The sequence below is a fragment of the Clostridium sp. BNL1100 genome (genome assembly GCF_000244875.1).
Classification (GTDB): Bacteria; Bacillota; Clostridia; order Acetivibrionales; family DSM-1351; genus Ruminiclostridium.
Window position 1 is genome coordinate 536,711 of record NC_016791.1, and the last position, 26,105, is coordinate 562,815.

At 38.9% G+C, this 26,105-nt stretch carries 7 protein-coding genes; 5 read left to right on the forward strand and 2 right to left on the reverse strand.

Annotated features, from left to right (window positions below; translation table 11 throughout):
• Positions 1-2 precede the first annotated feature (2 nt).
• Positions 3-22,157 (forward strand): non-ribosomal peptide synthetase, encoded by a 22,155-nt coding sequence (locus CLO1100_RS02400; protein ID WP_014312157.1) that lies wholly within the window; start codon positions 3-5, stop codon positions 22,155-22,157.
• Here the strand turns inward: CLO1100_RS02400 and CLO1100_RS20935 are convergent.
• A complete protein-coding gene (locus CLO1100_RS20935; protein ID WP_014312158.1) occupies positions 22,119-22,406 on the reverse strand; it encodes a hypothetical protein in 288 nt (95 codons plus the stop codon). The two genes, CLO1100_RS02400 and CLO1100_RS20935, sit on opposite strands and share 39 nt — an antisense overlap.
• Before the next feature lie 168 nt (positions 22,407-22,574).
• The gene (locus CLO1100_RS02410; RefSeq protein ID WP_014312159.1) at positions 22,575-23,054 is read right to left on the reverse strand and encodes an iron dependent repressor, metal binding and dimerization domain protein; all 480 of its coding nucleotides are present in this window, start codon (positions 23,052-23,054) and stop codon (positions 22,575-22,577) included.
• A 219-nt stretch (positions 23,055-23,273) separates the two neighbouring features.
• Between CLO1100_RS02410 and CLO1100_RS02415 the strand changes: the two genes are divergently transcribed.
• The 4 genes from CLO1100_RS02415 to rimI are packed head-to-tail and all read left to right on the forward strand — an operon-like array spanning position 23,274 to position 26,080.
• Entirely contained in the window at positions 23,274-24,464 is a 1,191-nt protein-coding gene (locus CLO1100_RS02415; RefSeq protein WP_014312160.1) for an amidohydrolase, read from the forward strand.
• Entirely contained in the window at positions 24,457-24,909 is a 453-nt protein-coding gene (gene tsaE / locus CLO1100_RS02420; protein ID WP_014312161.1) for a tRNA (adenosine(37)-N6)-threonylcarbamoyltransferase complex ATPase subunit type 1 TsaE, read from the forward strand. Before CLO1100_RS02415 ends, tsaE begins: the two co-directional genes overlap by 8 nt.
• A gap of 12 nt (positions 24,910-24,921) precedes the next feature.
• The gene (gene tsaB / locus CLO1100_RS02425) at positions 24,922-25,635 is read left to right on the forward strand and encodes a tRNA (adenosine(37)-N6)-threonylcarbamoyltransferase complex dimerization subunit type 1 TsaB (protein WP_014312162.1); all 714 of its coding nucleotides are present in this window, start codon (positions 24,922-24,924) and stop codon (positions 25,633-25,635) included.
• Positions 25,628-26,080, forward strand: a complete 453-nt coding sequence (gene rimI / locus CLO1100_RS02430; RefSeq protein WP_014312163.1) for a ribosomal protein S18-alanine N-acetyltransferase — start codon at positions 25,628-25,630, stop codon at positions 26,078-26,080. Before tsaB ends, rimI begins: the two co-directional genes overlap by 8 nt.
• Positions 26,081-26,105: the final 25 nt, after the last annotated feature.

Consider the following 26,105-nt stretch of genomic DNA (forward strand, 5'->3'; position numbering starts at 1 on the left):
ACATGAGCAAAGAAATAAACAATAAGGTTGAAGGTATATATCTTTTGACTTCCATGCAGGAAGGAATGTTGTTTTATAAAAATCTTAATGAAAAAGATACCAGCTATTTTATACAATCTGTATTGAATCTGAAAGGTATTGTTGACGTAAAAAACATTCAGGAAGCGATTGATTTATTGGCTGTAAAACATGATGCCTTAAGAACGGCATTTTTATATAAAAAGGTTGTCAAGCCGCGTCAGGTTGTTATGACGGAAAGAAAGCTTGAAAATCAATACATTGATTTATCAAATGTTCAAGATATAAACACTGAATTAGAGAGAATTAAAAAAGAAGATGTTGAAAGAGGATTTGATTTATCCAGAGATCCTTTAATGAGAGCTATACTCGTAAAAATCAGTAATGATGAATATAAAATGATATGGAGTTTCCACCATATAATTATGGATGGCTGGTGCTTTTCCTTAATTCTTAAAGATTTTATGTCAAATTACGACCGGCTGCTAAAGGGCTGCTCACGAGAAGAGCTAGTAAAGGAAATTAAAGAATGCAATGCAGTAAGGACAAGCTATGGGGAATACTTGAAATGGCTGGAAAAGCAGGACAGAAATGAAGGCTTGGATTATTGGAAGGGAGTTCTGGAGGACTACGGGAGTACTGCGGATATTATTCCCCAGACTGCAGGGATAGGGACTGAGGAACAGGTTAAGACCGCTGAACTTCGTGTAGAAAAGGGACTGTGCAGTGCAATAAAAGAAATTAGCAAGAAGAATAAAGTAACCATTAATACATATCTGGAAGTTGCCTGGGGTGTGTTACTTCAGAAATTTAACAGGACAAATGATGTTGTTTTCGGTAAAGTTGTTTCAGGTAGAAATGCTGATTTGAAAGGAATAAATGAGACGGTAGGTCTTTTCATAAATACAATTCCTTCCCGTATTAAGGCAGATGAAAATATTTCGATAAAAGAGCTGGTTGACCGGACTATGGAGCAATCAGTGGAAAGTTCTAATTATGTTTATAATTCCCTTGCTGATATTCAGGAAATTACCGGGCTTGGCAAGGACTTGATAAAGACTCTGTTTGTATTCGAAAATTATTATGTAGATAAAGAGTCATATGAAAAGGGGATAGAGGATTTAAGCATGCAAATGGAATCTGCCAGAGAGCAGACAAACTATGCCATCTCATTCAAAGCCTCTTTTTCAGATCAGGGATTTTTGCTTTCCGGCGAGGACAGTTTGGATTTAAGTATCATGTATGACCCTAAAAGATATACATATCAGGAGATAGAGCAATTACTAAGAAGATATGAAATTACTCTGGCTCAGATTCTTTATAAGCAGGATACAAAAGTATCAGACATTGAATTGATTTCGAAGGAAGAGGCAGACAGGATAAAATATGTATTTAACAATACAGACAAAGACTATCCTCAGAATTTATGTCTGCATGAATTATTTGAAAAGCAGGTGAAAGAAAATCCTGATAATATAGCAGCATCATTCAACGGAATTGAGATAACCTACCATCAACTGAATTTAAAGGCCAACCAGATTGCAAGAAAGCTGAAAGAGCTGGGAGTCATGCCTAAAGACACAGTTGTAATCATGGCTGAAAGAAGCATAGAACTTCTGATTGCGTTGTACGCCGTCATGAAAGCAGGAGGAACATATATTCCGGTAGACCCGACTTATCCTCAGGAAAGACTGGAATATATCGTAAGCGACTGTAAACCTAAGGCGATTCTGTCACGCAGGGAGTGTGTGGGTTTTAATACAGATGTGCCCTTCATATCATTAATTGATGAGGGTAATTATACATGTGAGGAAACAAATCAACCAATTGTAAATTCACCTGAGGACCCGGTATATATTATTTATACCTCGGGAACCACCGGGAAGCCAAAAGGAGTTGTGGTAAGACATAAATCCGTTGTCAACCATTTATATATTGTCAGGGATAGATTTTACAAGGGGGATGTAGGAGTAACACCTTTATTCACCAACCCTTCATTTGACTTGACAGTACCGTCTATATTTGGACCGCTGTCCTTTGGCAGTAAATGCTATATTTATGAAAATATTGACGAAGGTATAGCAGATATTTTCAAAAATGATGAAATTTCATTAGTTAAGCTTACTCCATCCTTGCTTAAAACAATCTGTATGGACAAGAATCTGAAAAAGCCTAAAAACCTGAAATGCATTGTTCTTGGAGGAGAAAAACTGGACAAGGCACTTTTAAATAAAGCCTATGACCTTCTTGGGGGAGAGGTTGAGATTCATAATGAATACGGCCCCACAGAAGCCACCGTTTTTGCCACCAGTACACTTATGGAAAAAGACAGTGAAAAAATCGTTACTATAGGAAATCCAGTTGAAAATATGCATATTTATATTCTGGATGGAATCAGGCTTTGCGGTATCGGCATTGTAGGAGAGCTATGCATCAGCGGCATAGGTTTGGCTACTGGATATTTAAATAAAGCTGAACTGACAGCAGAAAAGTTTATAGATAACCCATTTGAAGAAGGAAAGCTGTATAGATCAGGAGATTTAGCACGATGGCTGCCTGACGGCACCATTGAATTTATTGACAGAATAGATGATCAGGTAAAAATCAGAGGGTTCAGAATTGAAACGGCTGAAATTGAAAATGTTCTGCGTAGCATCGAAGGTATCAATGATGCGGTAGTAATACCAAGGAAAGACGAAAACGGAGAAAATGAGCTTTATGCTTACCTTGTGTCAGATATAGCCATGAGATATGACCAGGTAAGGGAGAAAATGAGAAGAATACTCCCAGATTATATGATACCGAATTATATGATGACAATCGATGAAATACCTCTTACTTTGAACGGAAAACTGGATAAGAGAAAGCTGCCGATAATAGATGTCAAGAGCAGTACAGAATATCTGGCTCCAAGAAATGAGATTGAAAAAAGTATTTGTAACATATTTGAGGAGGTCTTAAATAAAGAAAAAATAGGCGTTCGGGACAATTTTTTTGAAATCGGAGGCCATAGCCTTAGAGCTACCCGGGTCATAAACCAGATTGAGATTAATACCGGAATAAGACTTCCGTTACAGCTTATATTCGGCAAACCTACAGCTGAAGAGATTGCAGAGGAACTGGCAACCCGAATTAAGGGCCAGCATACTTCCATACCCAAAGCAGAAACCAAAAAGTATTATCCCATGTCTTCAACCCAAAAGAGAATGTACTTTATGTACCAGATTGATGAGTCGGGTATTTCCTACAATATGCCAAACATTATGAGGGTCAGAGGCAGTCTGGACATTGAAAAGCTAAAGGATGCTTTTTCATATCTTCTAAGCAGACATGAGATTTTAAGAACTGAGTTCCATATGCAGGACGGCAATATGGTTCAGGAAATCCACGAAAATCCTGTTGTTGACTTTACATACATAGAATCCCAACTGTCAGTTGACGAACTTGCAGAATCATTTATCAGAAAATTTGAACTGGAAAAGCTTCCGCTGATAAGAATGCAGGTTGCAAAAACAAATGATGAAATGTACATTCTTCTTGATATGCATCATATTGTTTCAGATGGTGTAAGTGAGGGTGTATTTATCAATGAACTCTTAAAATACTATAATGGTATGGAACTTGAAGAACTCAGAATCCAATACAAGGATTATAGTGAGTGGATGAATACCAGAGATTTTTCCAAGCAAAAAGAATTCTGGATAAAGACCTTTGAGGGAGAAATACCTGTTATTGACCTGCCTTATGATTTTACTCGCCCACAAAATCGCAGCTATAAAGGTAAAATGGTAAAAACATCATTCGGTAAAGAAATAAAGGACCAAATTATGAAGGTCTCAAAGAGCACAGGTTCAACAGAGTATATGATACTATTGTCTGCCGTAATGATTTTGCTTGGCAAATACAGTCGGCAGGAAGATATCATTGTGGGAAGTCCTATATCCGGGAGAACTCACAGGGATATTGAGAATATGATGGGTATGTTTATCAATACACTTGCAATGAGGGCCAGACCACGAAAAGATGAGACGGTTCTTGGATTTATTAATAACGTAAAGGAAATGACCCTGCAAGCCTATGAGAATCAGGAATACCCATTTGAGCAACTTGTAGAAGATCTGAATATTCAAAGTGAAATTTCAAGAAATGTTCTTTTTGATGTAATGTTCGTATACCAGAATTATGAAAAGCGTAACTTGAAATCAAAGGAACTTACTCTGGAGGCCTGCGCCCCTGAAATAGATATTGAAAAGTTTGATTTGACAATACATGTAGACGTTACGGATGATGAATACCTTGTTGCGTTCAGCTATTGCTTGGATTTGTATTGTGAAGATTCAATTAGAATCATGATGAAGCATCTGGAAGTAATTCTATGCAGTATGATGGCGGATACCAGTCAAAAAATCAAGGATGTAGGTATTCTTACTGTTGACGAGAAGGATCAGGTTATCCATCAGTTTAATAATACATTTGAATCTTATCCATTTGAGAGAACTGTAATTGAGATGTTTGAAGAACAGGTAAAAATAAGTCCTGATAAAATTGTATTGGAGTATGGTGACATACATTTGACATATGGTGAGCTTAATGCAAGAGCAAATTGTATTGCCTCCAAGTTGAGAAATCTCGGAGTAAAAAATGACGACAGAGTGGCCATAATTGCAGAACGCAGTATTGAGACAGTTCTCGGTATTGTTGCTGTTCTTAAGGCTGGAGGAGCGTATGTTCCCGTTGATCCCGGCTATCCTGTGGACAGGATACAGTTTATGCTTGAGGATTGCAGTCCGAAAGCTATACTCATGGGTAAGACAGAACAATCCGTTAAGGATTGCATAATAACATTGAATATAGAAACAATAGATTTAAAAAATCTGGAAAATTACAGTGGCATACAGGACAACATACCTTTAATTTGCAGTGAGGATAGTCTAGTTTACATCATTTATACATCAGGAACAACTGGTAAACCAAAGGGTGTAATGATTGAACACAGATCTTTGATGAATTATATTACATATGCCAGAAACAGCTATGTAAAGTCTGAAATTTGCATGCCATTTTTCACGAATCCGAGCTTTGATTTAACACAGACATCTATATTCCTGCCATTATGCTTTGGTGGGAAATTAGTAGTGTATAATGATACGGTTGATAATGACATAAACAATATATTCCGAAATCAGGAGCTGACGTCAGTAAAGCTAACACCATTACATTTGAAGGAAGCTGCGGCACTTCAGGAGGTGGACAGACTTCCTAATTTGAATTCACTTATACTCGGAGGAGAGGAACTGGATTCGCATACTTCGAGACTTATAATGGAGAAATATGGTGAGCACATATATATACATAACGAGTACGGACCTACTGAAACTACTATAGGTTGCTGTGATTATGTATATCATAAAGAGGTTAAAACCAGAACTGTATCAATCGGTAAGCCTATTGCGAACACCCAGATATTTATTATGAACGATGCGGAGGCTTGTGGTATCGGAGTACCCGGAGAATTATGCATAGCAGGTATTGGCGTGGCAAGAGGGTATTTGAACAGACCTGAATTAAATGCCGAGAAATTCATTGATAATCCTTTCGGTGAGGGGAAAATGTACCGCTCAGGAGATTTGGCACGCTGGACCTCCGATGGAAATCTTGAATATATGGGAAGAATTGATGAACAGGTTAAAATCAGGGGTTTCAGAGTTGAGCCCGGTGAAATAGAAAATGTTATAAAGAAACTTGAAGATATAAAAGAAGCGGTTGTAATTGCAAGAGAAAAGGATGGAATAAAGTATCTCCTTGCATACATAGTTTCGGACAAAACTATAGACATCGGTAAAATAAAAAATCTGTTAAATAGTGAACTGCCCAATTATATGGTGCCGGCAAGAATAATGCAAATTGAATCTTTACCAATGAACAAAAACGGAAAGCTGGACAAGAAAAGTCTGCCGGAGATTGAGTTGTCAGGTTCCGATGAATATGAAGCACCCCGTAATGAAACCGAAGAGAAAATATGCGGGATTTTTAAGGAGATTCTGGGGGTACAGAAAGTCGGAGTACATGATGGGTTCTTTGATCTGGGAGGACACTCCCTCAGTGCGACCAAACTTGTAAACCGCATAGGGTCAGAATTAGGGGTTAAAGTTCCCCTGAAAACCATTTTCAGGGCCGGAAGTCCTGAGGAAATAGCCAAGGAACTGGACATATTAAGAGAAAACATATATTCACCAATTCCGAAGGCAAATTATATGGAATACTACCCAATGTCTTCATCTCAAAAGCGTTTGTATTTAATTAATCAAATTGGTGATATATCAACTGTATATAACATTTCCGGTTCATTTTCTCTCTACGGTGAGTTTAATGAAATGAAGATAAAGCATGCAGTTGAGAAAATGACACAACGCCATGAAATTTTAAGAACAAGCTTTCATATGATAAATGGCGAAATGGTACAAAAAATAAGTCAGAATAATAAAATAGATTTTACGATTATTGAGGATGGTAAAACTGAACTAAGTAAGCTTCAGGATAATTTCAGAAAGCCCTTTGACCTTCAGGAAGCACCTCTTATGAGAGTTTGTGCAGTAAAAAGGGAGAATGAGACAGTACTGCTCGTTGATATCCACCATATCATATCAGACGGTATGAGCATGGATATATTGAAGGATGAGCTGCTGAAGTTGTATGCCGGTGAAGAACTTAATGAAATAAAGGTTCACTATAAGGATTACAGCCAATGGATGAATCACAGGGATTTATCAAGGCAAAAAGAATATTGGGTCAGCCGATTCAGTGATGAGGTACCTGTTTTAAATCTGCCTCTGGATTATAAGAGACCCTCTGTTCAGTCATTTAAAGGCGGTGGGGTGAGCACCTTTATAGGCCCTGACCGGACTGCGGCTATCAAAAATCTGGCTCGCAGAACCGGAACAACGGAATATATGGTACTCCTCAGTGCTGTATTCATTTTGCTTGGAAAGTACAGCAGACAAAATGATATTACAGTAGGTACCCCGGTCTCCGGCAGAACCCATAAGGACACCGAAGGTATGCTGGGTATGTTCGTTAATACCCTTGTGATGAGGGCAAAACCTGAAACAACAAGACAGTATACTGATTTCTTGTCAGAAATAAGGGAAATCTGTTTATCTGCATATGAAAATCAAGAATTTCCTTTTGAAGAACTTTTGGAAGAAATCAAGGTTAACAGGGATATATCCCGTAACCCTTTGTTTGATGTCATGTTTTCAGTTCAGAATAACAGGAATTTTGATGATGAATTTGAAGGTATAAATATAAACGAAACTGCAGAGGTTTTAAACCACAATATTGCAAAATTTGATTTGGCTATCAGCGCCGGTGAAAGCAATGGCGGATATCTGGTTCTGTTTGAATATTGCAGCGATCTATTTAAAAAAGCAAGCATACTTGCTATGGCCGGGCATTTTAAAAAGATTATCGATGAAATTACGGACAGTAACGATTTGACTTTAGAGGAAATCAATACTGTAACAAACGAAGAAAAGAATAACATACTGAACGTATTTAATGATACCTCAAAGCAGTATGCAAAAGAAAAAACCGTCGTTGAATTATTTGAAGAGCAGGTCAAAAATTCACCTGATCGTATGGCAATAACTTATAAAGACACAAAAATAACATATTCAGAACTAAATAGCAGGGTAAATTGTGTTGCAGCCAGATTACGTGAAATGGGTATCCGGCCGGATGATTTTGTGGCTGTAATGGCTGAACGAAGTATGGAAATGATAGTGGGTATGCTGGCGGTTATAAAGGCCGGAGGAGCTTATGTACCAATAGATGCCTCATACCCTGCTGAAAGAATTGATTATATATTGGAGGACAGCAGAGCCAAAGCTTTGCTTGTATATAAGGCTGAGGTTAAAACAGATATCCCTGTTATTGATCTTGCAGAAAAGCAGCTTTGGGAGGGAAAACTGGACAATCTTCCTGTTGTTAATAAACCAAATGATCTGATGTATTTGATTTATACTTCAGGTACCTCCGGAAAACCTAAAGGTGTAATGTTGGAGCACAAGGGTGTTGTATCAATGACATCTTATCTTGCCGACTTGTACCAAATGAGTGGAGATGATGTAGTTCTGCAGTTCGCAAACTGTATATTTGATGCATCGGTTTGGGAGCTTACAATTTCACTGTTTACCGGAGCAAGTCTGTGCTTGATACCACAGGAAGTAATAGCTGATGTAAAGTTATTTGAAGAATATGTAGAGGAGCACAAAGTAACAGTTACACTTCTCCCGCCACAGTTCTGTCTTCAGACCTCAGTAAAGGGACTCAGAGTATTGACCACCGGAGGTTCTGCAGCAAACCGGGAAGTTATAAGGAAGTATGATGAAAAGACCAGATTTATAAACGCTTATGGCCCTACAGAGAATACGGTATTGGCAACACATTGGGAATATGCTCCCAATACTGAAATACCGAATAATGTCCCTATCGGAAAACCGATATACAATAGCAGGATATATATCCTCGATGGGAATAACCTGTGCGGTACGGGTATACCGGGTGAATTGTGCATTACTGGTGATGGAGTAGCAAGAGGATATTTGAATCTTCCTGACTTAACAAATGAAAAGTTTGTTGATAATCCCTTTGGAGAAGGTAAAATGTACAGGTCGGGGGACTTGGCACGCTGGCTGCCTGACGGAAATATAGAGTACCTTGGCAGAATTGATGAACAGGTGAAAATCAGAGGCTTTAGAATAGAGCTTGAGGAAATAGAAAGTGTTATCAGGAAAATACCATACATAAAGGACTCAGTAGCAATAGCCAAGCCGGATAATAGCGGTGACAATGCCATTTATGCATACGTGGTGTCTGATGAAGAAGTTGATTTAGGTGTATTGAAGGATGAAATCAGAAAATCACTGCCGGAATATATGATTCCCGGGTACATGATGCAGATTGAGTCAATTCCGGTTACCGGAAGCGGAAAGGTCGATAAACGTGCGCTGCCGGATATAGAAATCAGAAGTTCCGGAGAGTATCTGGCTCCGCAGAATGAAACGGAAGCAATAATATGTGCCGCATTTTGTTATGTACTGAATATAGAGAAGATGGGAATCCATGATAATTTCTTCGAGTTGGGCGGGCACTCATTGAGAGCCACTAAACTGGTAAATAAAATAGAGGCTGATACAGGTGTCAGATTATCATTGAAAGATATATTCAGCAGTCCTACACCGGAGCTTATCGCCTCATTGGTTGACGCACATTCCGGCAAGGTGTACAGCAGCATAACCCCTGCTGTACAAAAAGAATATTATACTGTTTCATCGGCTCAGAAAAGGATGTACTTGCTTAATGAACTTGATAATACAGGAGTAGCTTATAATATATCAGGTATTTTGGAGCTATCCGGAAAATTAGATAGTGTTAAGTTCGAGAGAGCTGTTGAGCAGTTGATCCACAGACATGAGGCTTTGAGAACCAGCTTTACTGTTATAAATGGTGAACCAGTTCAAGTTATTAATGATAATGTTGCTATTGACATAGCTTTTACCGAGGCAGAGGAAGCTGAGATTATAAAGCTGTACAGGGGATTCGTCAGACCATTTGATCTGAGCAAAGCCCCACTAATGCGGTTAATGGTTGTTTATACCAGAAATGGGATTACAAATATATTGATTGACATGCATCATATTATTTCAGATGGCATGAGCTTAAGCATTATCCAAAATGATCTTATAAGACTGTACAACGGTGAGGAACTTCCCAAACTTGATTTACAATACAAGGATTACAGTGAGTGGATGCTTTCAAGGGATTTGACTTCCCAACAGGAATATTGGAAAAATCAATTCAGCTATGAAATTCCGGTACTGGAAATGCCATTGGATTATCCCAGACCTTCAAAGCAAAGTTTTAACGGAAGCTCTGTGAAATCCTTCATTAGTGAAGCTCTGAAGGAACGCCTGCGCCAGCTGGCCCAAAAATCGGGAACTACAGAGTACATGGTGCTTTTTAGTGCTTTAATGATTCTCCTTTCAAAATATAGCAGACAGCATGATATTATAGTTGGAAGTCCTGTATCAGGGAGAAATCATAAAGATACCGAGGGAATAGCCGGTATGTTTGTAAATACCCTGCCCTTGAGAGCTAAACCTGAGGATGGGAAAAAGTACCTTGATTTTCTTGGAGAAATAAAAGAGACATGTCTCAAAGCATATGAAAATCAGGAATTTCCATTTGAAGAGATAGTAGAAGCAGCAGGTGTTAGTAGGGACTTATCAAGAAATCCGCTTTTTGATGTAATGTTTGTAATGGAAAACAATGATCAGAACACGGAAAGTTTTGATGGACTAGTGTTCAATGACTCGGCACAGGATGACACACACACTACATCCAAATTTGATTTGACGTTCACTTTGTTGCCATATAAAGATGGATATCAGTTGCTGTTGGAATACAGTACGGATTTGTACAAGGAAGACAGTGTTCTTGGAATAATGAAGCATTATATACAAGTACTAGATTCCATTACGGCCAACTATTACGGAACCGTTGGTGATGTTGAGATACTTACCGAGGAGGACAGGGTTAGTATTGCCAAGTTCAACTGGACTGAAACAGACTATCCGAAGGACAAAACCCTAGTTGAACTCCTTGAGGAGCAGGTTAACAAAGCTCCGGATAGTATTGCGGTAGTGTTCGATGATAACAATATAACGTACTATGAATTGAATAAACGATCTAATATATTGGCCAACAAGCTGCGCAGTATGGGGGTACGGCCGGATGACAGGATTGCTGTTCTGGCAGAACGAAGTGTAGAAATGATTATAGGTATCTGTGCGATTCTTAAGGCGGGTGGAGCATATGTACCTATAGACACCAGATATCCAGAAACAAGAATCAGATATATCATAGAAGATTGTTCTGCAAAAGCGGTTCTTGTACATAAGAACTTAATAGATGTAGGAATACCTTTATTTGATCTGGCAGAAAAGGGTACATGGGAAGGTAGCAGTGATAATCTGCCTAGGGTCAATACACCTTCGGATTTGGCATACATTATTTATACATCGGGTACCACTGGAAATCCAAAAGGTTCCATGATAGAACACAGGAGTGTTATCAGGCTTGTAAAGGACACCAACTATATAACATTTGGAGCTGATTCGGTAATCCTGCAAACAGGTGCAATGGCTTTTGACGCTTCAACCATGGAAGTCTGGGGACCGTTACTTAATGGAGGAAGGCTTGTCCTGGCTGACTACGATGTAATACTTGAAGCAAATGCATTGGAAAAGGTTATTTTAAAGCACAAAGTTAATACAATGTGGCTTACATCAACATTATTCAACCAGCTGGTAGAAATGAAATGCAGCATTTTTGACTCTCTGGACACCCTCCTGATAGGGGGAGAGAAGCTGTCTGACAAACACGTAAGGATATTTAAGAAGGAAAATGTTAAAACCAGACTGATTAACGGATACGGTCCAACTGAAAATACTACATTCACAACAACCTTCTGTATTCCCGATGGCTTTGAGAGAATACCGATAGGAACCCCAATTGCGAATACCAGAGTTTATATTGTTGGTGAACGGAAAGAACTTTGCGGAATCGGGATTCCGGGTGAGATATGTGCTGCGGGCGCAGGTGTTTCCCGGGGATATCTGAACAGACCTGAACTCACGGAGGAAAAGTTTATTCCGGGTGTTTTAGGTGAAGACAGGCTGTATTGCACCGGGGATTTGGGAAGGTGGCTTCCCGACGGTAACATTGAGTATTTAGGAAGAATTGACGAGCAAATCAAAATAAGGGGTTTCAGAATTGAGCTTAGTGAGATAGAGACTGTGATAAAAGGACTTGATGAAGTCAGTGACTGTGCAGTAATGGTTCGTGAGTATGAAGCGGCACAGAAGTCAATATATGCATATATTGTCCCTAAAAACACCATTTCGACTACGGATGTTAAGGAACAATTACGAAAGCTGCTGCCGGATTATATGATACCTTCTTTTATAGCAGTGCTGGATAAATTACCTGTAACCGCAAACGGAAAGCTGGATAAAAGGGCTTTGATGAACATAAAGGCATCAAGCCTCAGAGAACAGGTTGCACCGGGTACTCAAACTGAAAAGGCGATATATTCGATTTTCAGCAGTGTATTGAAAACAGATGAGTTGTCCATAAAGGATGATTTCTTTGAAATGGGTGGACACAGCCTCAGGGCTATGCGTGTTATCAATGAGATTGAAGAAGCAATGGGGATTCGACTTTCATTAAAAGATATTTTTGAATATCCTACAATTGAGAAATTGTCTCAATTTGCAGAAAAAGCTATAAATGGTGGTTTTGAGCCTATCCCTGTTGTTGATAAGAAAGAATATTACCCAATGTCATCAGCCCAGAAGAGAATGTACATGATTTACCATATGGATGAGACAGGGCTTTCATATAATATGCCTTTTATAATGAAGGTGTCCGGAGGTCAGCTAGATTTTGGAAGATTGGAAAATGCCTTCTCGGAACTACTTAGACGACATGAAATTCTGAGAACCGTATTTAAAATGATAGACGGTAATTTGGTTCAGGAAATTCTGGACAAGCCTCTGGTGAATTGTACATATGAAGAATGCAATGATTCACTTGAAAATATAATTAATGGTTTTGTAAGAAGGTTCAAGCTGGAGGAACTATCCCTCATAAGGTTAAAGTTAGTTCGCACGGAATTAGAAGAATATGTGATGCTGGATATGCACCATATTATATCTGACGGAATGAGCTCAGTAATTTTGTTTGATGAGCTTATGAAACTGTACGGCGAACAGGAACTCATTCCATTAAGAGTACAATACAAGGATTACAGCCAGTGGATTAATTCGAGAGATTTCCATACCCAAAGACAGTACTGGAAAGATCAATTCAAAGGCGATATACCGGTACTTGATTTTCCACTGGACTTTACAAGACCGCAGATTCAAACCTTCCGGGGGAAGACTATAGAGACAACTATTACCCATGAGACAAGAAGTAAGATAATAAAGCTTACTCAGGATACTGGTACAACAGAATATATGGTGCTGTTGGCTGCATTTACACTCCTGCTGGGCAAATATACCAGACAGGAAGATATAATCGTAGGCAGCCCTATATCAGGAAGAACACACAAGGATACTGAAAGTATGCTGGGGATGTTTGTAAATACTTTGGCCTTCAGAACATTTCCAGAAAAGGAAAAGAGCTTTGGAGAATTCCTGAAAGAAGTAAAAAGCACAGTTATGAATGGATACGATAATCAAGAATATCCATTTGAAGAATTACTGGAAGATTTAAATATAGAGAGAACCATATCCAGAAATCCATTGTTTGATGTGATGTTTGTCTACCAGAATAATGAGAGGATAAACTTAACAACAGAGGAATTCAGCCTTGAACCTTGTGCTTCAGGTACGGATATTGAAAAGTTTGATATAACTATAATCATAAGTCCTGCAGAAGAGGGTTATACCGTATCCGCGAGTTATTGTACCGATCTCTTCAGAGAAGAGTCAATTGATTTATTATTGGTACACTTTAAAAATGTTATACAAAATGCTATTGGGGATACAAGTCTTAAGCTCAGGGAAATAAGTGCCCTTAATAATGATGAGTATACAAAAGTAACAGATTGGTTTAATGACAATAAAACAGCCTATCCTTCACATAAGACTATCGGAGAGTTGTTTGCAGAACAGGCAAGGCTTTCACCTGACTCGGTAGCATTAATGTCTGACAGTACTGCCATAACATATGCAGAGCTTGATATCCTATCAGGTAAGATAGCCGCAACTTTGAGAAATGAAGGAGTAAGAGCAGGTGATTTTGTTGCGGTCACAACTGAGAGGACATCGGAGACTATTATCGGAATTTTGGGTATTGTAAAGGCTGGAGGTGCATACGTACCTATTGATTTAAACTATCCTGCGGAAAGACTCAAGTATATTCTCGAAGACTGTAAACCAAAAGTTTGTCTGCAGGGTAAGGAAAAATTACCGCTGGATACCGGGTATAAAGTTATTGATATTACCGATATAGGTGACTATCCGGTAGAAACTCCGGAAAATATCAATGGCCCGGAGGATTTGGCATATCTGATTTATACATCGGGAACAACGGGAACACCAAAGGGTGTTATGGTGAAGCATAGGAATGTTGTCAGACTGGTCAAAAATACAAACTATGTGTCCCTTGACGGAAATACTGTAATAATGCAAACCGGTTCACTTGCCTTTGATGCCTCCACATTTGAAATCTGGGGAGCTCTGCTAAACGGCGGAAAATTGATTATTGCATCCAATGAGGTGCTTACAAATGAGAAATATCTATACAAGGAGATAGTAAATAAGGGTGTTAATACAATGTGGTTGACAGCATCCCTTTATAATCAGATGGTTTCAGTCGACAGTAATATGTTTGACAGTATTTTATACCTTTTGATTGGCGGAGAAAAATTGTCGGAAAAGCATGTTAATATGCTAAAGTCCGAAAACACTTCAACCCACTTAATAAATGGCTATGGGCCTACTGAAAATACTACATTTACAACAACATACGAAATTAAAGAATGCATGAACCAGATACCGATTGGACGCCCGATTGCAAATACACAAGTGTACATAATGAATGGACATGAGGTGTGTGGAATAGGAATGCCCGGAGAATTATGCACATCAGGGGACGGTTTATCTGATGGCTATCTCAATAATCCTCAGCTGACTACTGAGAAATTCGAGCCAAATATTTTCGGAGAAGGCAACATGTACCACACAGGAGACCTTGTAAGATGGCTTCCTGACGGAAATATTGAATACCTTGGGAGAATTGACCAACAGGTTAAAATAAGGGGCTTCAGGATCGAGTTGGGAGAGATAGAAGCAACCATAAGAAAAAGTGACACTGTAGAAGATGCAGCGGTGGTATTAAAAGAGAAGCCCGATAACGAGAAGTATATCTGTGCATATGTGGTCATGAAAGACGGAAATGAAGCTTCTGGATTGAAAAATGAGTTGCGTAAAACTTTGCCGGAATATATGATCCCGGCCAGAGTAATTCAATTGAAGGAACTCCCGTTAACTATAAACGGAAAACTCGACAGAAAGCGACTTCCAGAGGTTGATTTTACTGAGGATACAGAATATATTGCCCCTAGAAATGAACTTGAAAATACTGTTGCCGGAATATTTGCGGATATTCTTAATATTGAAAAAGTAGGAGTAACAGACAACTTCTTTGAATTGGGCGGTCATTCGCTGCGTGCAACAAGGCTTATTAACCGTATTGAAGAAACAGCCGGAGCAAGAATTTCATTAAAAGACATATTCGTTTATCCTACAGTTGAAATGCTTTGTTCATTTATAGCTGAAAATAAAAACAACAGTAAATATGAACACATTCCAAAGGCTAAAATTAAAACTTATTATGATATGTCTTCGGTTCAGAGAAGGATTTATCTGCTGAATCAAATGGAGCCTGACGGCATCGCATATAATATGCCAAGGTTTATGAAGATTGAAGGAACTCTGGATGCTGAAAAAATGAAGCAATCATTTGTAGATATGCTTGAACGGCATGAGATACTGAGAACCTGCTTTATGATGCTTGACGGAAGAATGGTTCAGAAGATAGAAACTTCTGTAGACGTAGATTTTGAATTTAGTAGGTTAAACAATGATGAATTGGAAAAAACCATGAAGGACTTTGTCCGTCCCTTTGATTTAGACAAGGCACCGTTATTCCGTGTTAAGCTGATAGAAAACGGCAGTTGTTGGTATATGCTCTTTGACATCCATCACATTATCTCGGATGGAATGAGCAGTTCACTATTCTGGAAAGAGGTAATGCAGTACTACATGGGAAAGAATCCTGATGAATTAAATCTACAGTACAGGGATTACAGTGAATGGATGCTTTCAAGGGATATGAAACCGCAGGAAGATTACTGGATATCCAAGTTCCAGAATCATGTACCGGAGCTTGACCTTAGGTTGGACTATCCTCGTTCAAGAGTTCAGGGATTTAGTGGAGATACGGTGGAGTATTCTATCGGAAGTGAACTTAAGCAAAAAATAGACCAATTCTGCAAGACTGAGAATGTGACTCCATATATGGTATTTATGTCAGCGGTTATGGTACTGCTTTCCATACACAGTGGGCAGGAGGAAATATTATTAGGAACTGCAATGTCCGGAAGAAATCACAAAGATACCGAGGAAATGCTAGGCATGTTTGTTAATACAGTGGTTGTTGACGGTAATCCTGCACCCTACAAGCAGTGTCTTGAATTTATAAATGAAATAAGGACTGCATCTTTAAGAGCTGCGGAAAATCAGGAGTACCCATTTGATGAATTGTTGGACAAGCTGGAGATTAAAAGGGATATATCCAGAAATCCGTTATTTGATGTTATGTTTGTTATGCAGAATAATGAAAAATACATGTTTGATGCCGGAGAAATCAGAATAACAGATATCTCGGCAGAGTTTAAGGTTGAGAAATTCGACATCACAATAGCTGTTGGTGAGCAGGACAGCGAATATATAGTCAACCTGGGATATCGGAATGATTTATTTAATGAGTCCTCAATGAAGGTTATGCTATCACACCTTAATACTATTATCAGCAGTATGGTGCAGGATCCTTATCAAAGTATCAAAGCCATCCAGCGGATTAGTAGGGATGAGAAGCATAAAATACTGAATGTATTCAATAACACGGACACTGAGTATCCAAGAGATAAAGCAGTGCCTGAAATCCTTAACGAGCAGGCAGAAGTGAACCCTGATGACATAGCAGTCATATGTGGTAATGATGAAATTTCATATGCGGAACTTGGAAGGAAATCCGGTGTATTGGCATTCAAGTTGAGAAACATGGGTGTCGGAAGAGATGATACGGTTGCTGTTCTGGCACAAACAAGTATAGAAATGATTATTGGTATATGTGCCATACTTAAAGCAGGAGGAGCGTATGTACCTATTGACATCAGGTATCCGGAGGCGAGGGCACAGTTTATAATTCAAGACTGCAATCCTAAAGCGATTCTTACATATAATGCGAGGATTGACACAGAGGTTCCTTTGATAGATCTGGCAGATGCAAATATATTTGAAGGAGCTTGCAGTAAGATTGAGGTTATAAATAGGCCTACAGATTTGGCATATATTATTTATACATCAGGAACAACAGGGAATCCTAAAGGCACAATGATTGAGCACAAGAGCATATTGCGTCTTGTTAAGAACAATAATTTCTTGGAGCTAAACAGGGACACTGTCATTATGCAGACAGGCGCTATGGCCTTTGATGCCTCAACCTTGGAAGTCTGGGGGTCATTGCTGAACGGAGGTAAGCTTGTTCTGGCGGAACAGGAGGTAATATTAAACGCAAGTCTTCTGGGTGCTGCTATAGAAAAATACCATGTAAATACAATGTGGCTGACTTCTACTTTGTTTAACCAACTTGTAGAAACTGATTGCGGGATATTTGATCCTCTGGAGTCTTTACTGATAGGTGGGGAGAAACTGTCTGACAAGCACGTGAGAATGTTTAAGCAAAATAATATATCGACTAGGCTGATAAACGGGTATGGGCCTACTGAAAATACAACCTTTACTACTACATATTCCATACCGGACAAGTTTGAAAGGATGTCCATAGGTAGCCCGGTTTCAAATACAAAGGTATATATACTTGATAAAAATAGCAACCTCTGCGGAATAAATGTACCGGGTGAATTGTGTACAACAGGAGATGGTCTGGCACGAGGGTATCTCAACAGAGAACAACTCACCAGAGAAAAGTTTACGGATAATCCTTTCGGAGAAGGCAGGATGTACCATACTGGAGATTTGGCAAGATGGCTTCCAGATGGAAATATCGAATTTCTTGGAAGAATTGACGAACAGGTAAAAATAAGAGGATTCAGGATTGAACTTGGTGAAGTTGAGACAGTAATCAAAGGAATCGACGGTATAAAGGATTGTGCTGTTATTGTCCGTGAAGATGATAAGGGAGATAAGAGAATATGTGCATATACCGTAGAGGATGGTTCTAGCAAAGAAGTTGATGTCAGGGCATGTCTGAGAAATCTGTTCCCTGATTATATGATACCTTCATATATTACCAAGGTGGCTTCCCTCCCAATGACCAGAAATGGAAAGCTGGATGTTAGGGCTTTGCCTGACATTATTATGGAGGAGACGGATACATATGCTGCACCTGAAAATGATACCCAAAAAATAATAGCCGGTATTTTTGAAGATGTATTGGGAATTAAGAAAGTAGGAATTAAAGACGATTTCTTTGAACTGGGAGGACATTCCCTGAAAGCCACCAAGGTAATAAACAGGCTTGAAGCAGAGCTGGGTTACAGAGTTTCTCTGAAGGATATATTTACATATTCGACTGTTGAAAAACTCAGTGAAATAGTAGATAAAGGTAATAACAATTTTACTGAAATACCGGTATGTGAAGAAAAACCATATTATCTCATGAGCTCTGCACAAAAAAGAATATTTATCGTAAGCCAGTTTGATGAGACCCGGACAGCATATAATATGCCAATGGTATACGTTGTTCACGGTAATTTGGATATAGAAAAATTAAAATCTGCATTTACCGGATTGGTATTCCGCCATGAGATATTGCATACCCGCTTTTACATGAAACAGAATGAGGCGGTACAGGAAATTATTGATTCCTGCCGGGTAGATTTCGAATTCGAAGAAAGTAACAGCTTTAATGTGGACGAAGTCGTGAGAAAATTTGTAAGACCTTTTGATTTCATGGAGGGATGTTTGTTAAGGGTAAAGGTTGTAAGGTACTGTGACAGTTATTACCTGTTTATTGACACTCATCATATAATTTCAGACGGTATGAGCGTATCAATAATGTTTAGAGAATTATCTGAGTTATATATGGGCAAAGAACTGCCGCAATTGAGAATTCAATACAGAGATTATTGCCAATGGATGACCACACGGGGTATTGAGAAGCAGAAAGAATATTGGTTGCAGGAATTTTCTGATGAAATACCTGTACTTGAGTTACCTCTTGATTTTAAACGTGAAAAAACACAAAGCTTTAATGGTAAAATAATAAATTCATCCATTGACGAATCCATAAGGGAGAATGTAAAAAAACTGTCAAAGAGTACCGGAGCTACAGAATACATGGTGCTTTTATCAGCTATTATGATTACTTTGGGCAGGTTCAGCAATCAGGAGGATATTGTGGTGGGAAGCCCTATATTCGGAAGGACCCACAAGGATGTTGAAAACCTCATAGGTGTATTTGTTAATACTCTGGCACTACGAGGCAAACCGGAAGGTCATAAGAAATATATTGATTTTCTGAATGAAATCAAGGAAAAATCATTAAAGGCATACCAAAATCAGGATTACCAGTTTGACGATCTTGTGGAGGCACTGGACATAAAAAGGGACTTCTCCAGAAATCCACTGTTTGATGTTATGTTTTCATTCCAGAATAATGATAATGCAATACTGGAAATAGATAATATAACAATGGAACCGGTAGAGCATTGTATGGAAAGTCAGAAGTTTGATCTGACAATATATATCGGAGAATCTGAAAATTCGGGCTATGATATGAGTATAGGCTACTGTACAGACTTGTTCAAAGAAGATACCATCCGAAATATTATCAGTCACTTTATGCTTATACTTAAAAATACACTGGAAAATCCGGAACAAAAAATAATGGATATTGAGATTCTGAGTCCGGAAGAAAAGGACAGGCTGCTGAATCAATTCAACAATACAGGGACAAAGTATCCAAGCAATCTTACAATATGCCATCTGTTTGAAAAACAGGCTGATTCAGCCCCGGATGCCATAGCGGCAGTATATAAGGGCGTCAGGCAGTCATATTCGGAGCTGAATAGTGCGGCAAACCGCATTGCCAATCATCTGAAGAGACATAATGTGGGCAAAGAGGACATAGTAGGGATAATGCTTGAGCCATCCGAGTTTATTTTGCCAGGGCTACTCGGAATACTGAAATCAGGAGCAGCATATTTGCCGATAGACCCTGATTACCCTGAAGAACGAATAGAATACATGCTTGAGGACAGTAAAGCGGAAATTTTACTGACACAGCAAAGTCTGGCAGGTAAAGTGAAGTTTTCGGGAAAGACAATATGTATTGATAATGATTTCTCATATGAAGCTACGGAATTTGTATCAGAAAACAAACCGTCTGATCTGGCATATGTAATTTATACTTCGGGATCTACAGGAAAGCCAAAGGGGGTAATGGTTGAGCACAGATGTATAACCAATCTGGTTTATTGGCACAACCGTGTATATGGTGTTACAGAAAAAGACATAGCCACCAAGTACGCCGGCTTTGGATTTGATGCATCTGTATGGGAGATATATCCTTACTTGGCGGTAGGTGCACAGATTCACATAATTGAGAAGGATCTGCGGATGAATATGGCCGGACTGAATAAATACTTCGAGGAAAACCGTGTTACTGTCAGCTTCCTGCCAACTCAGATATGTGAACAGTTCATAAAACAGGATAACAGGTCCCTCAGGGTATTGTTAACCGGAGGAGACAAGCTGAGAAGCTTCGTTTCCAGAGGATATTCATTGGTGAATAATTATGGGCCAACGGAAAATACTGTTGTTTCCACCTACTTCACGGTTGACAGGGAATATGACAATATACCTATAGGAAGGCCCGTGGATAACGTCAGAGCTTATGTAATAGATAAAAATTATAAGCTGGTTCCCGAAGGAATGCCAGGCCAGCTTGCCGTTGCAGGAGACAGCCTGGCTCGGGGATATTTATATAATGAAAGCCTTACAAAGGAGAAATTTATTGAAGATGCTTTTTCCTATGATTCAAGGATATACCTGACCGGAGACATTGTAAGGTGGACCAAGGATGGAAATCTGGAGTATCTGGGAAGATGCGATGAGCAGGTTAAAATAAGAGGCAACAGAGTGGAAATAGGCGAAATTGAAAAGGTGGCATTGCAGTTCCATGGTATTACAGATTGTGTGGCAACTGTGTGGGAGACGAAATCGGCTGATAAAAGGATAGCTTTGTATTACTGTGCTTCGGAGACTATAGATTCACAGGAGCTGAAAGCTTTCATTGTAAGGTTCCTCCCGGGATACATGATACCAAATGCATATTGCTTCCTGGATAATATGCCTGTAACTTCAAACGGAAAAGTTGATAAAAAGAAGCTGCCTGATCCGGAAGCTTTTGAAGAAAAAGTAGAAATTACAGTTGAAATGACAGAAATAATGCAAAATGTGCTGAATGTGTGGAAAGAAGTATTAGAAACAGAAAATATAGGTGTATATGATAATTTCTTTGATGTGGGTGGAAATTCCATATTATTAATTAGTATGCACGAAAAACTAGAAGAAATTTATCCGAAAGCGCTTAGTATTTCCGACATTTTTGCAAACCCTTCAATTGTTATGTTGGCAGAAGTTATTGAGAAACAGCAGAACAGAAATGGCGAATTTAGGCAATTAAAGGGAATCGTTTTCCCAGAGGTGTTTTTCAGTGGGGACAAGGAAAATGGGGGAACCGGCAGATACAATTACTCGTGTACACCGGAACAGGTAAACGGCATACTCAGACAAGAGGCTGATTACATTGAATTACAGAATATATTTACAGGTATATACTATTACCTGCTGAATAATATCAGTAAGCAGGAGCAAATACAAATTCAATGCAGGAACAGTGACAGTAAATATTACTCTTTGGACATTGATCTTGAGAATAATCATTTGCTGGACAGTATAGTAAATAAGGTTAAAGAGGCTAGGGAGAATGCTGTAAAGAATTCTTACGGTTTAAATGAAATATCAAGGGCCTTCATAGAAAATATGGATGGAAATCAGGTCGTACCCCTCTTGAAGTTTGGTAATAAGTCTTCAAAAGAAGAGGCCGTGCTATTTGACTATGAGATTTGTATAAAAATCATGGAGGATACAATTTCCTTTGATTTGATTCAATTTAATGAAAGGCTTAATGGAGAATATATGGAACATATGCTTAATTCATATATTAACCTGATACTTAAGCTTTTCGGCTTGTAATAACATTATACCGGAGGGGCGTATTAGCCCCTCCGGCTTGTTTTTTGCAGATATATACGGAAAGAAAAAGTGTTCCAATTTCAAATTAGCTGGATCAATATATGCCACACTTACTATAAATGCAGGCCCTAAAAATTTAAGTACGGTTCTAATTCTACCAATTGATTTACTATTATGTGGTATAACCCTTCCAACACTTAAGGATTCGGCTTGTGAACCCAATGCCGGTGAAAAGCTCTCATCCAACAAAATTAACACCTCTAGACATTTTTTATACTTAACTAATAACTTTAGCTGAGTCTAATTTCGTTTACCTAATCTAAAATATGTATCATTATATAAAAGTGTTACATATGGGTACAAAAATTAAAAAGCTGCTTTGCGATTAAGTCACAAAGCAGCTGAATTAAAAACTTTTTAACCGATCTCTTGTTTACAGAAATCCCGGAATTTTTGAATCAAATCCGGATTTAATAACAGAAATTTGTTAAACATATTTAATGTTGATAAGGTTCCGGCAGAAATACTGTGTTCCACCAATTCTGTTTCAACGAGAACATCTTCATCTGCCCCAAGATTCTTTAGAAAGCTTTCTATAATATTGTGTCTATCCAACAAAAACTTACCAAGCTCACGACCATTATCAGTCAGGAAAATAATTCCATACTTTTTATATTGCAACAATCCAATCTTACTTAGCTTTTGAACCATCTTAGTTGCAGAGGGAGCTGCTACATTAAGAAGCTCAGAAATGGTATTAATTCTCATATAGCCCTCTGTCAGGCTGTTTCTGTATATCATTTCAAGATAATCTTCCATTGAGGAGGTGAGGAGATTTTTATTCTGCATTAAAAGCTGGTATCCTCGTACAGTATGAAATTTTGATAACTCTTCCATTAATGTCACTTCCTTCTGTGAAACTGCCTGAACAAGTATCTATAGACATTTATATTCATTTTAAAAAAATATATCACATAAAATTCCCTGCATGGTGCATGAACCGTAGGGGCTGAGCACAAACTAACCATTTATTATATTGTTTTTGATGCCATAATATAATAAAATTAGGATGTTAAAAATAAAGGGTTTTGTTTAGGATAAAATGTGGAGGTAAAAATGCTTTTAATATATAACGGCAAAGTAGTAACAATGTCAGATACAGATTATGAAAATGGATACGTGCTTATTGATAATGATAAAATAATAGCTGTAGGAAAGGATATATCAGAGGTTAAAGAACAACTGATGCCGGATACAAAGAGGATAGATGCAAACGGAGGCTACGTATTACCGGGCTTTATAGACCCTCACAGCCATATTGGAATGTGGGAGGATGCAGTTGGCTTTGAAGGTGACGACGGAAACGAGTCCACTGATCCGGTAACACCGCAATTAAGAGCAATAGATGCTATTTACCACGCAGACAGGTCTTTTGTGGAAGCTTATGAAAGCGGTGTGACAACTGTTGTTACCGGTCCGGGCAGTGCTAACGTAATAGGCGGACAGTTTGCTGCTCTGAAAACTTACGGGCGATGTGTAGATGAGATGGTTATAAAGCATCCTGTAGCAATGAAGGTGGCATTCGGAGAAAATCCAAAAACAGTGTATAACGAAAAACATCAGGCACCTATGACCAGAATGGCTACTGCTGCAATACTTCGTGAAAGTCTGTTTAAGGCAAAAGAATATAGGGAACTTTGTGAAGAATATAAAAAAGACCCTGAAGAATATGATAAGCCTGAGTTTGACTTTAAGATGGAAGCATTGCTTCAGGTATTAAACAGGCAGATACCTTTGAAAGCTCATGCACATAGAGCCGATGACATAATAACGGCTATCAGGATAGCTAAAGAATTTGATGTAGATATTACACTTGACCACTGTACGGAAGGTTATCTTATAAAAGACATTCTGGCAGAAGCAGGACTTCCTGTGATTATAGGGCCAATGCTTACCGACAGATCAAAAATAGAATTGAGAAACCAAAACCTGAAAACACCGGGGATTCTTTCAAAAGCAGGGTTAAAGGTTGCAATAATGACCGATCACCCTTGTGTTCCCGAACATCATTTGTGTCTGTGTGCCGCAATCGCCGCCCGTGAAGGTATGGATGAAAAAGAAGCCTTAAAGGCAATAACAATAAATGCTGCAGAAATAACAGGTATCAGTGAACGAGTAGGTTCTATAGAAAAAGGAAAGGATGCCGACATCGTTATATTTAACGGAAATCCGTTGGAATTGAAAACCACCGTACAGAAGACTATAATAAACGGTGTTGTAATTTATGAAAGGAAACAGGATGAATAAACTTGAAACACATTCCTTTGAAGAAACAGTTGAAGCAGGACTAAAGCTAGGTAATATTCTTAAACCCGGCGATGTTATCTGGCTGTCAGGGGATCTGGGAACGGGAAAAACCGCTTTGACCAACGGTATAGCAAAAGCTTTGGGAATAGACGCCTATATAACCAGCCCTACATTCAATTTGGTAAATGAATATGAAGGAAGACTGCCGTTATATCACTTCGATGTGTACAGGATTGCCGACCCGGATGAGATGTTTGATATTGGTTTCGAGGAATATTTAAGTAATGGCGGTGTGACGGTGATTGAGTGGGGAGAGCAGATAGCAGAAATTCTTCCGCCGGATATAATACGTGTTACTATAGCGAAAAATCTTCAAAAGGGATTGGATGTAAGAGAAATAACAATAGAATTTATAGGCAGTCGGTATTCCGACTACAGGATTTAAGCGGAGGCTAATATGAGAATACTTGCTGTGGACACTTCAACAAATGTTGCGTCAGCTGCAATATTAGAAGACGATACAATAATAGGAGAATATAACTGCAATCGGGGAAAAACACATTCACAGAGGCTTATGCCCATGGTACAGCACCTTATGGAAACAGTGGGGCTGACTGTAAGTGATATTGACGCCTTTTCTGCGTCAATAGGGCCGGGTTCCTTTACAGGCCTGCGAATAGGAGTTACAACAGTAAAGGCAATGGCATTTGCGGCAGAAAAGCCTGTAATAAGTGTACACACCCTTGATGCACTGGCGTATAATATCCCATTTGCAGAAAATCTTATTTGTCCCATGATAGATGCACGTAACAATCAGGTGTTTACCGCCATATATAGATTTATAGGGAATAAACTTGAAAGGCTAACCGACTACATGGGAATACCCGTTAAAGAATTGGCCGATGTATTAAGGAGTATGGAAGGAGATACAGTCTTTCTGGGAGATGCCTGCATTATGCACAGGGACTACTTTGTGAGTGAACTGGGTAATAGAGTAAAGATTGCACCTCCCGGCACAGCGCTGGCAAAAGCATCATCAGTAGCCATACTGGCGGGAAAGGCCTATAGGGAAGGAAAACTGGAAAGCTGCTATGATATGGTACCTTTTTATTTGAGAAAATCCCAGGCTGAACGAGAAAGAGAGAATCAAAAGGTAAAATCAGATGATTAACAAATTTGAAATAAAGGAAATGACAGCTGGCCATATAGACGGAGTGATGGTTGTAGAAAATCTCAGTTTTAAAATACCCTGGTCAAGACAGGCATTTGTGGATGAGATAACTACTAATGATATGGCCGTATATTTTGTAGCGTTGTGTAATGAGCAGGTTATCGGATATGGAGGTATGTGGAAAATATTTGATGAGGGACACATAACCAATATTGCCGTACACCCTGAATTCCGACGCTGTGGGGCAGCCTCGGGCATAATAGAGAAAATACTTGAAACATCGGAGGGAAAAGGGGTAAAAAGCCTTACCCTTGAGGTTCGGAAAAGCAATGTTGCAGCCCAAAATCTGTACTGCAAATATGGTTTTAAACCGGAGGGCATTCGCAAAGGTTATTATTCGGATACCGGAGAGGATGCACTGATAATGTGGAAACACGGTATCTAGAAATATCAGCTTTAAACATAAAAAT

Coding starts and splice junctions, on each gene's coding strand:
- rimI (WP_014312163.1), top strand. CDS start 25,628: ATGATTAACAAATTTGAAATAAAGGAAATGACAGCTGGCCATATAGAC.
- tsaB (WP_014312162.1), top strand. CDS start 24,922: ATGAGAATACTTGCTGTGGACACTTCAACAAATGTTGCGTCAGCTGCA.
- tsaE (WP_014312161.1), top strand. CDS start 24,457: ATGAATAAACTTGAAACACATTCCTTTGAAGAAACAGTTGAAGCAGGA.
- CLO1100_RS02410 (WP_014312159.1), bottom strand. CDS start 23,054: ATGGAAGAGTTATCAAAATTTCATACTGTACGAGGATACCAGCTTTTA.
- CLO1100_RS02415 (WP_014312160.1), top strand. CDS start 23,274: ATGCTTTTAATATATAACGGCAAAGTAGTAACAATGTCAGATACAGAT.
- CLO1100_RS02400 (WP_014312157.1), top strand. CDS start 3: ATGAGCAAAGAAATAAACAATAAGGTTGAAGGTATATATCTTTTGACT.